Origin of the sequence: Thomasclavelia cocleata (genome assembly GCF_900102365.1) — a bacterium.
Lineage (GTDB): Bacteria > Bacillota_I > Bacilli_A > Erysipelotrichales > Coprobacillaceae > Thomasclavelia > Thomasclavelia cocleata.
In genome coordinates, this window is sequence record NZ_FOIN01000001.1 from 226,107 (window position 1) to 239,444 (window position 13,338).

13 protein-coding genes and 2 other annotated features are annotated in these 13,338 nt (G+C 29.4%); of the genes, 3 read left to right on the forward strand and 10 right to left on the reverse strand.

From position 1 onward, the window contains the following. Positions 1 to 119: 119 nt before the first annotated feature. Positions 120 to 344 (forward strand): helix-turn-helix domain-containing protein, encoded by a 225-nt coding sequence (locus tag BMW96_RS01260; protein WP_092351684.1) that lies wholly within the window; start codon positions 120 to 122, stop codon positions 342 to 344. 467 nt (positions 345 to 811) lie between these two features. Here the strand turns inward: BMW96_RS01260 and BMW96_RS01265 are convergent, their stop codons facing one another. Both BMW96_RS01265 and truB read right to left on the reverse strand, forming a co-directional pair. Then, positions 812 to 1,726, reverse strand: a complete 915-nt coding sequence (locus BMW96_RS01265) for a bifunctional riboflavin kinase/FAD synthetase (protein ID WP_092351687.1) — start codon at positions 1,724 to 1,726, stop codon at positions 812 to 814. Then, positions 1,726 to 2,568, reverse strand: coding sequence for a tRNA pseudouridine(55) synthase TruB (gene truB, locus BMW96_RS01270; protein ID WP_092351689.1), 843 nt, complete (start codon positions 2,566 to 2,568; stop codon positions 1,726 to 1,728). The genes BMW96_RS01265 and truB overlap by 1 nt, the downstream gene beginning before the upstream one ends. Positions 2,569 to 2,666: 98 nt before the next feature. On the opposite strand from truB, the gene BMW96_RS01275 reads away from it, so the two are divergent. Beyond that, positions 2,667 to 3,407: a PP-loop family protein gene (locus tag BMW96_RS01275; RefSeq protein WP_177165804.1), complete on the forward strand. Its 741-nt coding sequence runs from the start codon at positions 2,667 to 2,669 to the stop codon at positions 3,405 to 3,407. 47 nt (positions 3,408 to 3,454) lie between these two features. Here the strand turns inward: BMW96_RS01275 and tyrS are convergent, their stop codons facing one another. The 8 genes from tyrS to hisS all read right to left on the reverse strand — a co-directional run bounded on the left by tyrS (position 3,455) and on the right by hisS (position 12,401). After that, positions 3,455 to 4,681, reverse strand: coding sequence for a tyrosine--tRNA ligase (tyrS, locus tag BMW96_RS01280; protein ID WP_092351691.1), 1,227 nt, complete (start codon positions 4,679 to 4,681; stop codon positions 3,455 to 3,457). 40 nt (positions 4,682 to 4,721) lie between these two features. Continuing rightward, positions 4,722 to 4,918, reverse strand: a binding site (T-box leader). Positions 4,919 to 5,051: 133 nt separating this feature from the next. After that, a complete protein-coding gene (locus BMW96_RS01285; RefSeq protein WP_092351693.1) occupies positions 5,052 to 6,056 on the reverse strand; it encodes a LacI family DNA-binding transcriptional regulator in 1,005 nt (334 codons plus the stop codon). Further along, positions 6,056 to 6,532, reverse strand: coding sequence for a YtxH domain-containing protein (locus BMW96_RS01290; protein ID WP_092351695.1), 477 nt, complete (start codon positions 6,530 to 6,532; stop codon positions 6,056 to 6,058). The genes BMW96_RS01285 and BMW96_RS01290 overlap by 1 nt, the downstream gene beginning before the upstream one ends. A gap of 15 nt (positions 6,533 to 6,547) precedes the next feature. Continuing rightward, positions 6,548 to 6,838 (reverse strand): DUF948 domain-containing protein, encoded by a 291-nt coding sequence (locus BMW96_RS01295; RefSeq protein ID WP_092351697.1) that lies wholly within the window; start codon positions 6,836 to 6,838, stop codon positions 6,548 to 6,550. Between the two features lie 48 nt (positions 6,839 to 6,886). Beyond that, a complete protein-coding gene (locus tag BMW96_RS01300; protein ID WP_092351699.1) occupies positions 6,887 to 8,197 on the reverse strand; it encodes a UDP-N-acetylmuramate--L-alanine ligase in 1,311 nt (436 codons plus the stop codon). Positions 8,198 to 8,313: 116 nt separating this feature from the next. Continuing rightward, on the reverse strand, positions 8,314 to 9,387 hold the full coding sequence (locus BMW96_RS01305) for a M24 family metallopeptidase (protein WP_092351701.1): 1,074 nt from the start codon (positions 9,385 to 9,387) through the stop codon (positions 8,314 to 8,316). Then, the gene (aspS, locus tag BMW96_RS01310) at positions 9,374 to 11,131 is read right to left on the reverse strand and encodes an aspartate--tRNA ligase (RefSeq protein WP_092351704.1); all 1,758 of its coding nucleotides are present in this window, start codon (positions 11,129 to 11,131) and stop codon (positions 9,374 to 9,376) included. The genes BMW96_RS01305 and aspS overlap by 14 nt, the downstream gene beginning before the upstream one ends. After that, the gene (gene hisS, locus BMW96_RS01315; RefSeq protein ID WP_092351706.1) at positions 11,124 to 12,401 is read right to left on the reverse strand and encodes a histidine--tRNA ligase; all 1,278 of its coding nucleotides are present in this window, start codon (positions 12,399 to 12,401) and stop codon (positions 11,124 to 11,126) included. Before hisS ends, aspS begins: the two co-directional genes overlap by 8 nt. 38 nt (positions 12,402 to 12,439) lie before the next feature. Next, positions 12,440 to 12,640: a binding site (T-box leader), on the reverse strand. Between the two features lie 543 nt (positions 12,641 to 13,183). Here hisS and BMW96_RS01320 point away from each other — a divergent pair. Then, the coding region (locus BMW96_RS01320) for an AAA family ATPase (protein ID WP_177165805.1) at positions 13,184 to 13,338 on the forward strand (155 nt) is incomplete at its 3' end.

The window sequence follows — 13,338 nt, forward strand, 5'->3', positions numbered from 1 at the left end:
AGACTTTGCCTATTTCATTTTGTATTTGTAGTTAACTACATATTTATTTTATGCAAAATATGCATAAATGTCAATATGCGCAATATGCATAAGTTAAAATTAGTTGGAGGACTATGAAAATGAAAGCAAATAAATTGCTTGATTTAAGAGAAGATAAGAACTTGACCCAGGCTGATATTGCAAAAACATTGAATGTCAATCAAACCACTTATTCGAGATATGAACGTGGTGATATTAACATACCACTTGATATTTTAATTAAAATGGCATTATTCTTTAATACAAGTATCGATTATATTCTAAATTTAACAAATGAGAAAAAGCCTTATAAAAGAAAAAGATAAAATAATATAATGATATTAATCTTTTATATGTAGTTGCGACATCGTCCATAAAATGGACTTTCACCACATAGATATATGCCATGCATACAAAAAGCAGTGAGATCACGATTATAAAAAGTGATTTTCACTGCTTTGATATTTTTATTAAACTAAAACTATATTCACTCAACTTTTTTCTAAGTTTTATAATTAGCAATTTAATTTCTGATATAAAGGTAACTAACTTAAATCTATCCCATTACAGTCATCTTAATAACTGTTTTTAATCTATATAACATGAAAAGGAATATACCCCAATATCATAGTCACATATAATTATATGCTACCATTTATATATGCATCTATTTATTGAGAAAAAACTATTTTACTAGTTTTTATTCATCAATAAATAATTTTCTATTGGATTCAACTTCTTCAGCCTCTTTATCAAACACAATATACTTTTTACAATTGACTCTTACATATATTTATTTTACATGTGTTGTAATATATTGCTTATCATTGTTTAATTGCTCAATTAACTTATTAACACTTTCAAATTTTTTTTCAGCTCTTATTTTCTTTATAAATGCAATAGTAATTACTTTGCCATAAACATCTTCATCAAAATCAAATATATTAACTTCTAATGAAACTTTAGATAAAGTTTTAAAAGTTGGATTAAAACCTAAATTTGCCATTCCCAAATAAACTTTATCATCAATAAAAACCTTCGCACCATAAACTCCATTTTGGGGTAATACATAATCTTTAACATCAATATTAGCAGTTGGAAATCCAATTTTATGACCATTTTGGCGCCCATAAATAACCTCTCCACTTACACTATATGGACGATTTAATAATTTAGTAACAGTTTCTACATCTCCATTATTTAATAATTCTCTAAGATAACTAGATGATATTTTATGATTTTCATATTCTAATTTTTCAATTATTGTTACTTGATAATTATTATTACTATTTTTGATTAAAACATTACTGTCACCTAAACCATGATTTCCAAAATGAAAATCAAAACCACATACTACATGTTTAATTTTTGCTTCTATAATATATTCTTTAATAAACTCTTCAGGTTCTAATTTGGCTAAGGCTTCGTTAAATTGCAACACAAAAAGATAATCAAAATTATATTTCTTTAATAATTCAATCTTATCTTCTAAACTCATTAAATACTTAAATGATTGATTAGTTAAAAAAGATTTTGGTTGAACATCAAAAGTTAATAATCCTTTTTTTAAATCATTCTTTTTGGCAACACTTATAACTTCTTTAACTAATTTCAAATGTCCTAGATGAAAACCATCAAAAAAACCTAATGCTACACAACTTGGTTTTAAAAACAAATTATCTTGTTCATTTAAATATATGATCTTCATTACCATAATCCTCTTATATTCTTCAAATACCCTTTACCATCAGGCCCATACATTGCCAAAACCTTTTTATCCTTATTTACAATAACAACCTGTTCATTCATATCAGACTTAATCTTTTTACCATGATAAACAATATTTTCATCTTCAACTTCTAACCACTGATAATCACTTAAAGCAGTTTCTAAATTTAAACAATTATATTGTCCATCAGCTATCTGTTCCAGTGTATAACATTCACTTAAAGAAAACTTACCTGATTTCGTTCTAACCAGCTCCTGCATATGTCCAGGATAACCTAATGCTGCTGCAATATCAAAACATAATGAGCGAATATATGTTCCTTTAGAACATCCAACTTTAAACTTAATCAAATTATTTTTAATTTCTAGAACATCAATATAATCAATATTAATTGTTCTTTCAGGTATTTCCACAGCTTCTCCAGCTCGAGCATACTCATATAACTTTTTGCCATTAACCTTAATAGCTGAATACATTGGTGGTTTTTGAACCTGTTCACCTACGAAACTTTTTATACAATTAATTATTTTATCATTATCAATTGACTGATATTCCTTAATTTCTAATACTACTCCACTAGCATCATATGTATCTGTACTAGTTCCTAAATTTAATGTTGTGATATACTCCTTATTTTCACTTGTCAAAAATTGAAGAACTTTTGTTGCTTTATTAATACATACCACTAGTACACCACTTGCATCAGGATCTAATGTTCCACAATGACCAACTTTTTTAGTATGTAAGATTTTTCGTAATTTATTAACCACATCATGGCTAGTCATTCCTTTAGGCTTATTTACTAATATTATTCCATCCATTTTTTATCACCGTTTATCATTTTACAGAGGATTGCAATAAAATGCAAATATCTTTGCATATATTAATAAATTTGATAGAATAGAATATGGTGATTAAAATGACAATGAAAAAAGTATTAGGCTGTATTCGAAAAGCCGATGAAGAATTTGATTTAATTCAAGATGGTGATAAAATTTGTGTTGGTGTATCTGGAGGGAAAGACTCAACCTTGCTTTTATACTGTTTATCACTTTATAAAAAATTTGCTCGAGTAAAGTTTGATGTAGTTGGCGTTCATATTGAGATGGGCTTTCCAAATATGGATTTTAGTGAAGTTGATACCTTTTGTAAAAAGAATAATATAGAACTATATCATGAACCTAGTGATGTTTATGAAATTCTCAAGCTAAATAAAACTGATGATGGAAGATTACAGTGTTCGCTTTGTTCAAAATTTAAAAAAGCATTAGTTATTGATGGAGCAAAAAAATATGGTTGTAATAAAGTTGCTTTTGCACATCATGGTGATGATGCTGTTGAAACATTATTTATGAATATGGTTTATGGTGGCAAAATTGCAACTTTTACTCCTAAGATGTATTTAAGTAGAACAGAAATGAATTTTATCCGTCCTTTTGTTTATGCTTATGAATCAGATATAGTTTCAGCAGTACTAGAAGCTAGCGTTCCTGTTGTAACTTCTACTTGCCCCGCTGATAAGCACACTAAACGTGAGGAATTCAAGCATTTGTTAAATGATTTATACAAAAAATATCCACAAGCTAAAAGTAACCTTTTAACTAGTTTAACTAATGAAAAAAATACGATGCTTTGGAAAAAAACACCTAAAGAAAAATAAATTCACAAATGTGAATAAACTGTGAAAAAAGTGGACATATGTCCACTTTAAACATGTTTAATAACAAAATAATTTTTCTTACCACGACGAATTACTGTTGCTTCACTCCCAAAAGCATTTGCTTTACTTACTATAAACTCAACATCTTTAATTCTTTCACCGTTAATTAAAATAGAACCACCATTCACAAATTCTCTCGCCTCACGTTTACTTTTAGCACCTCCACAAGTAATTAAAGCATCTAAAATATTTAAATCTTCTTTTACTTCTACACTAGGTACTCCTTCAAAACATACTTTAACCTGCTCTAAAGTTAAAGATTGAATTTGCCCGGAAAATAACATTTTTGAAATATTCACTGCTTCATCATAAGCTTCTTTACCATGTAAAAATGTAATTACTTCACGTGCTAAAGCTTGATGAGCTTCTCTTAAATGTGGCTGTGTTTTATTCTTTTCTTCTAATTCCATAATTTCTTCAGGTGTTAAGAATGTTAAGAACTTTAAATAATCAATTACTTTATCATCTTCAGAATTAATAAAGAACTGATACATCTCATATGGAGATGTTTTTTCTTTATCTAACCAGATAGCTTTACCATTAGTTTTACCAAATTTTGTACCATCACTCTTTGTCAATAAAGGCATTGTAAACCCATAAGCTTCTTTACCATCTTTTTTCCGAATCAACTCAATACCAGCAGTAATATTCCCCCACTGATCTTGACCAGCAACCTGCATCACACAGTTTTTATTGTTATATAGCCATTCAAAATCCATTGCCTGCATAATCATATAAGAAAATTCTGTATATGTAATTCCAGCATCTAAACGACGTTTAACAATATCTTTATTTAACATATAATTAACATTAAAATACTTACCATAATCTCTTAAAAAATCAATAAAATTTAAATCTTTTGACCAATCGTAGTTATTTACTACTTCAAAACCGAATAAATCTTGAGCTTGTTTTTTTAAACATGCAAAATTATGCTCTACTGTTTCTTTAGTAATCATTGGTCTTTCTGTATCAGGTTTAGGGTCTCCAATTAATCCTGTTGCACCACCAACTAATAAAATAGGATTATGACCTGCTTCTTTTAATCGTTTTGATATTAAAAATGATGAAAAATGCCCAATATGCAAACTATCACCAGTTGGATCAGTTCCAATATAGAAGGTCATTCCCCCATCATTTAACTTTTCTTCTAAATCAGGTGAACTAACATCCTTAATTAATCCACGCCATACTAATTCATCATAAATTTTCATCTCTTATCCTCCATCTATAAAATAAAAAGAGACTCCATCCTAAAAGGACGAAATCTCGCGGTACCACCTTTATTCATGTTTGCACATGCTCTCATAAAACCAATAACGGAATTACCCGTCTAGACTTTTCATCTAGAAACTCCAGAGTGTATTCATCAGTAGTACATCCTTGTTTTCACCAGCCACAAGGTCTCTTAAATGCCTATTTTGATTACTATTTTCTTTCAACGTCGTAATAGAATTATATGCTATATTTTTTAATAAGTCAACATACCAGAAAACAACTTTATCTTAATTACCTCATATTATTCTTTTTCACTATAAATAATAGACATTTTATCAATATAATAAAATGAATAGAAAATAATATCTATTCATTAGTAGAATCTCGTTTAATAAACATATATTGTACAGCAATTTCTTTAGAATCAATTTTTTCATCATGTAAAAACTTTGTTAATAAACGCACTGCAAGCGCTCCCATATCATAAACAGGCACATTCATTGAAGATAATGTTGGTTTACACATTATTGAATAACTAGTATTTAACATTCCCACAACTTCCATTTCTTCTGGAATACTGATTCCATTTTCCTGAGCTGCATTAATCACTGCTACACCATCTTTATCATATCCACAAAACACTAAATCATGTCGATGTTTTTTGAAATATTCAACAAAATTAGGATAAGTATTCTCATAATGGCTTGAGCTAGTTAAAATCTGATTTGTTGTAAAAACTTTATCATATTTTTTATATGTATCTTTAATACCTTCAATAATCTCATCACTTTTAATTAAATTTTGCTTTGGCAAAATATAAACAATATCATCTTTTCCATTTGCTAAATATTTATCAACAATTTCTTCAGCTGCTTTTTTAACATCAATATATATAGAACCGATATTTTCACCAGAAATCTTCTTACCAATAACTACAATTGGCAAATTATATTTAACAATTGAATCGATAGTTTCATCAATATTATCATTATTAAATAAGATAACTCCATCTACTCGTGATTTAACTAAACGCTCAGTAACATCAGCAACCGTATTTTCATCACCGATATCATCAGTGGTATACATATTGATATTATAATCTAAGTGTCTACCAGTATCTCCAATCCCACCAATCATATCCTTTACATGAGCAAATAATGACTGTGGAAATACAATTGCAATAGTAGTAGTTTTACTAGTCGCCAATCCTCTAGCAATATCATTTGGTTTAAAATCCAAGCGTTCAATAACATCCAAGACTTTTTGTTTAGTTTTTTCCCGAACAACATTTGAACCGTTGATTACTCGAGAAACTGTTGCAAGAGAAACACCTGCTTCTCTTGCAACATCATAAATAGTAACTTTCTTCATTAATCTTTTAAATCTTCAATGATGACATCCAGCTCATCTTCAATATCATCCATTGCATCATCTAATTCTTTTATTGCATCAAAATCTTTGTCTTGAATTTTCATTTTAATTTCATCTAACTTATTTGTTAAATCACTGCCAACTTTAACAACCGATGCCTTAAAGTTTGCATATTCATCACTTGATTTAACAGAGTTGGCTAATTGTTCTAATTTCGCTTTTACCTCTGTTAATTTTGTACCTGTTGATTCTTTAAATTCCTCAACATCAAATTCATCGATTGCAAGTTTAATGTCTTCAATCGTATTATTGATTAAATCCTCAAAATCTTCTTTGGTCATATTTTGAGCCTTATCATATAATTCTTGAGATTTTTCCTTAAGATCATCTCTTAATTCGCTACCTTTTTTAGGAGCTAACAACATCCCAATTACTGTACCAATACCAATACCAGCTATAAATCTTCCAATTTTCATAACAATTTCACCTTTCTAAAATTTCTTTCTAAACAAACTAATAATAGCACTAATCGGATTAAACTTAGGTCGATTCGGATCAAAAAAACGAGCAATTGATTCAACTGGTGCATTTAAAAGATCCAATTTATAAGTTACATCATCCATAATTTTTTCTGCTTTATCAATTGTACTTTGAGCCATTTCTACTGTGTTACCAACTTGTTTTACTGTTGTTGAGCTACGAAGCAAAAGAATTCCTAAACAAACTAATGCAAAAGCTCCTGATAAAATCAAAACACAGTAACAAACATCTATAGCAGTCATAATTTTACCTCGACTTTCTAAAAAATATTATATCACAACTTTTAATACTTATATAGATTTTTTTATCGTGATAACTTTTTCTTCAAGTTTATATATATCTTTACTTGACATAAATAAGAAAACTACATCATCATATTTGGCTAACTCTTCAGCTGCTTCTTGATCTTCTCCAATAACTTTTGCTCTCGGTAAATTTTTAGCAATATCATATATATCAATATCAATACCGTCTTCTTTTACAGCATTTTCAGGGAAAGGACAAAAATATGGATAATCAGCTAAATCCATCGCCTGTGCAAATTGAACTGCAAATCGAGCGCCTCGAGAAAAACGATCTGGTTTAAATATTGCAACAATTTTTTTGCTAGGATATTTGACCCTAGTGGCCTCTATTACATATTTAATTGCAGTTGGATGATGCGCATAATCATCAACGTAAACATTATTACCCACTTCAGTAACACTATAGCGGCGTTTTGTACCTTCAAAAGTTGCCAATCTATTTTGAATATATTCACTACTCATGTTTTCTAAATAACCAAGTGTAATAATAGCTAGTGAATTATATAACATATGCATACCAAAGAATGGCAAATTGAAATGTCCAAATAATTCATTATGAATATAAACATCAAAAGAAAAACCTAAATTATTTTCTATTATATTTACCGCCCTAACGTCATTATAGTCATTTAGACCAAATCTCATAACTCTTTTTTCAAAATTAATTTTTTTAATATTTGGATCATCGCCCCAAACAATAACTGTATCTTTTACTTGATTTGCAAATTTTTCAAATGACTCAATATATCGTTCTAATGTCTCAAAATAATCAACATGATCTAATTCAATATTATTAATAATAGCATATTTAGGATAATAATATAGAAAATGATCCTGAAATTCACATGACTCTGCAATAAAATACTTACTATCTTTAACCGCATGACCAGTTCCATCACCAATCAAAACTGATGTTTTATCAAAATCCTCAAACAAATGATAAGCCATTCCTGTTGTTGTGGTTTTACCATGAGTACCTGCAATACTGATAGAAACAAATTTTTCCATAAATTGACCTAAAAACTCAAAATATCGATAACACTTGACATTTGGATTAGCTAACGCAGCTTTAACCTCTACATGTTCATCATTAAAAGCGTTACCTATAATAACAGTATAACCATCCTTAATATTATCAGCATCAAAAGAATAAATTGGAATATTTCTTTTTCTTAATTCTTCTTCTATAAAAATATATTTATCTATATCACTACCACATACTTCATTACCAAGTTCATAAAGGATTTCCGCTAACGGTGCCATTCCTGACCCCTTAATACCTATAAAATAATACATTTTTGTCACCTCACTCCACCATTTTAGCATAAATTAAGATAAAAGTATTTAACGTATTTTAAAAAGTATAATTTTTTATCGACAATTAAAATGATTAAGATTTATTCTCTTAATCATTAAATTACTTTTAAATCTTTAGGATAACTATTTAATACTTTACACCCATCCTTAGTAACCATTACTAGATCTTCGATTCTTACTCCAAATTTACCTGGTAGATAAATACCTGGTTCAATTGAAAAAATCATTCCTTCTTCAACTTCCAAATCAAAATTTATTGAAACATCTCCATACTCATGAACATCTTTTCCAATAAAATGACCTAAACGATGATTAAATTCTTTACCATAACCTGCTTCAGTAATTAAATCACGAGCAGTTTTATCTATATCACATAATTTAACTCCAGGTCTTATCATTGCTTCCGCTGCTTCATTAGCTGCTTTTACTAATTCATAAACATTCCTTGCTTCATCACTAACTTCCTGATAAAAAACTGTTCTAGTCATATCAGAACAATAACCCTTATATTTACATCCCATGTCAATAATAACACTATCACCAGGTAATAAACAGCTATTATCATTTTCATGATGAGGATTAGCTCCATTGGCACCATAGGCAATGATTGCATCAAAGCTATTGCCATCACCACCTAATTGTGTATAAATTTTGCCTAACTTATCTGCTGCTTCAAGCTCTGATAATCCTAAAGACACTTGATTAATTACCTCATCCATAGCTTTGTCATTAATTCGACTTGCTTCAATCATCAAAGCCTGCTCTGTTTCATCTTTTATCATTCGAACATAATCAATACATTTTGAACCATTAACAAATCTAACATTTGGCATTTTATCCATTAAACTAAGTAAAAAATTAGCAGTCCAATGTTTATCAACACCGATCATCTTTGGATTATTAAGATTATCTACAATCGTTTGTATTGCATCATCAGTATCACTATGCCAGATAATATCAATCCCTAAATCATTTTCAACAAAAAACAATTTATTAAAAAATAATTTATGCTGTCCATTTCTAGCTATCATTAAAACATATAATCTTTCACCAGGATGATTAACATAATCAATTAAGTAATCAATAGATGAAGGTTCACTAATTAATAAATAATCTAAATTAGCTTCCTTCATATTAGCAACTACTTTATCAATTCTACTTTTGTTCATCTTCGATTACCGCAATCCCTAATTCTTCTAATTGAGCATTATCAACATTACTTGGAGCTTTAGACATTGGACAAACAGCACTTGCATTTTTAGGAAAAGCAATGACTTCACGAATATTTTCACTACCAGTAAGTAACATTGCTAGACGATCAAGACCCAATGCAAATCCTCCATGTGGTGGTGTTCCATATTGAAAAGCTTCAACAAACCAGCCAAATTGACTATCTATTCTTTCTTGAGTAAATCCTAATGCTTTAAAAGCTCGTTCTTGTAAGTCTTGTTCATAAATTCTTTGTGATCCACCACCTAATTCAAAACCATTTAAAACAATATCATATGCATCTGCCAAACAATTAGCTGGATCATTTTCTATTTTATCAATATCGCTGTCTTTAGGTCGAGTAAATGGATGATGTACTGCATAATAACGCTCTGTTTCATCATCATATTCAAACATTGGAAAATCAACAACCCATAAAAATGCAAATTCATCATTATTAAATAATTTTAACTCTTTTCCCAAATAATTACGCAATGCTGCTAAAGCATCACACACAACATTATATTTAGCATCACTAACAAATAATAATAAATCATTATCACTAGCATCCATAGCAGTCAATAAACGTGTCATTTGTTCATCATTAAAGAATTTTGCAATTGGTCCTTCACCTTTGCTATCTTTAACTTTTAACCAGGCTAATCCCTTAGCTTTATATGTTTTAACTACATCTGTTAATTTATCAATTGCTTTACGAGAAAAATTATCAGCTTCTCCTTTAACATTGATTCCCTTAACATGTCCATTAGCCTCTAATGCACTTTTAAAAACCATAAATTCAACATCTTTTACTATTTCATTCAAATTCACTAATTCTAATCCAAAACGAATATCTGGCTTATCAATACCATATTTTTCCATTGCTTCATGCCAAGTCATACGTGGTAATGGTAATTGAAGATCAATCCCTTTAACATCTTTCATCACTTGAGCTAATAATTCTTCTCCTATAGTGATGATTTCATCAGTTGTCATAAAACTCATTTCAACATCGACTTGAGTGAATTCAGGCTGTCTATCTAAACGTAGATCCTCATCTCTAAAACAACGAGCAATTTGATAATAACGTTCAAATCCAGAAACCATCAATAGTTGTTTAAACAATTGTGGTGATTGAGGTAAAGCATAGAAAGAACCATTATGAACTCGTGAAGGAACTAAAAAATCTCTTGCTCCTTCAGGTGTTGAACGATTCAAATAAGGAGTCTCTACATCAATAAAATCATGCTTATCTAAAAAATTACGAATACTGCTTGTAATTTTATGACGTGTAATAATTTTATTTTGCATTACTGGTCTTCTTAAATCTAAATAACGATATTGCATTCTAGCATCTTCACTTGCATCAGTATCGTCAGTTGTATAAATAGGTGTTACTTTAGCAGTATTAATAATATCAATTTGCATAGCTTCAATTTCTATATCTCCTGTTGGCATATTAGGATTTTTAGAGCTACGTTCAATTACTTTACCAGTTACATGTAACACATATTCATTTTTTATTTCTCTACCTATAGCTTCCATTTCTTCATTTAAAACAATTTGGGTAATTCCATAACGATCTCTTAAATCAATAAAAATTAAAGATCCTAGATTTCTTTTTTTAGCTACCCAGCCTTTTAGTTCAACAACTTTATTAACATCATTAATTCTTAATTCACCATTATTATGAGTTCTATTCATGAACATGTCCCTCCATATGATTTTCAATATAAGCAACAATATTTTCAATTGGTACCACATCTTGTGTTTTAGAATGAGTACATTTAATATTAACTACTTCATCCACTACTTCCTGATCACCAATAATCATTGCAAAATGACTATTCATTCGATCAACCGTTTTAAATTGAGCTTTTAAAGAACGCCCCTGATAATCCATATCAACACTAAATCCATTAGCACGAAGCATTGCTGTAATCTGAACCGCTAAATCTTTAGCCTGATCACCCAAAGGCATTACATATACATCCAATCCATCAGCTTCTTCTAAATCATCATCCATTGCAATTAACAATCGTTCCATTCCAAAGGCAAATCCAACTCCAGGAGCTTCAGGTCCACCTAATTCTTGAACTAAACCATTGTAGCGACCACCACCGCCAACTGTTGAACCAGCTCCTAAACGTGGATCATCAGAAATAACCTCAAATACTGTATGACAATAGTAATCTAATCCACGAACTAAATTTGTATCGACTACATATTCGATTTCCAAATCATCTAACAATTCACACACTTTAGCAAAATGCTGTTTTGCTGAACCACTTAAATAGTCGATTGTTTTTGGTGCCTTGGTCATAGCTGGATGATCATGATCAACTTTACAATCTAAAATTCTTAATGGATTAGTTTCAAAACGACTTTTACAATCACCACATAATTCATCTAAATATGGTTCAAAATGAGCTTTTAAAGCCTCACGATAAGCATCACGACTTTCATTATCACCAAGTGTATTGATATGTAACTTAACTCCTTTTAATCCTAATGCTTCAACAAGGGTAACTGCCATTGTCATACATTCAACATCTAAATATGGTGATTCATAACCAATCATTTCTACACCAAACTGGTGAAATTGTCGTTGTCGTCCATTTTGCGGGCGTTCATATCTAAACATTGGTCCAATATAATAAAGTTTACTAATTTTATCAGGATTAGAAAACATTTTATTTTCTACATATGCTCTAGCAACACCTGCTGTCCCTTCAGGACGTAAAGTCATTGAACGTCCTTTCTTATCAGCAAAAGTATACATTTCCTTACTAACTACATCTGTTGTATCACCAACAGCACGACAAAATAATTCAGTATGTTCAAAAACAGGTGTTCTTACCTCTTTAACATTATAATTAGCACAAATAGTTCTAATTAATTGTTCTAATGTTTGCCATTTAGCACTTTGTTCTGGCAAAATATCTACTGTTCCTCGAGCAGCTTTATACATCATCTCTATTTTCCTCCTTTATAATATAAAAACGTCCTTAAAATAAGGACGTTAATCAACGCGGTACCACCTTAATTCGTGTTTTACAACACGCTCTTTTGTCTTAACGCGACATACGTTTACTCCTACTTACTTCAAAGCAACTCCTCCCAAGTGTCCCACAATCTTCTTTTAAATACTTTCACCACCCGTATTCTCTCTAAAAAAAGATATAATTGTTTAAGCTTGTTCTTTGGATTAAAAAGATTATATATAATATTTTTTTAAAAAGCAAGAATATTTAGTGACATTTTAATACTCTGTTTCATTTAAAATAAATAATTTATCTTTATTCACATTTAAATATTATATCTCCTCAATTCTTTTTTAATCTTTTAATAAACTTATTACTATTTTAATCCTTGACACCAATCAAAGACAATAGACATATTATTTAGTATAATATTAATGTTAAAATAGCTTATCTCAATAACATTCTTGTTACACTCTTAATTACCTGGCATTTTATTTATTAGTACACAATCAACAATAAATAATTAGATAAAAAACATTTTATAAGTTTACAATAATATTAAATATGTCTATGATATTACTATCAGCCTTAGCAAACAACTATATAATAGTTTTTCTACTTATTTGGTGCAAATATCTCTTTTACATTAAGACTCAACAATTAAGAACTATTTAAAAGATTACAATATAATATGTGTCGGATTAAAAATTGTAAAAATGACTTTCATCGTTAAACATGTTATAATAATGAAACCAGGAAAGGAATGATGAGTATGAAACAAATCAGTACAGGAATAGAAGATTTTAAGACTGTTATAGATAATGATTATTATTATGTGGATAAAACTCAATTAATAGCTGATGTATTTAGTAATGCTGTTATGCTTTATACAAGACCTAGAAGATTTGGAAAGACATTAAATATGTC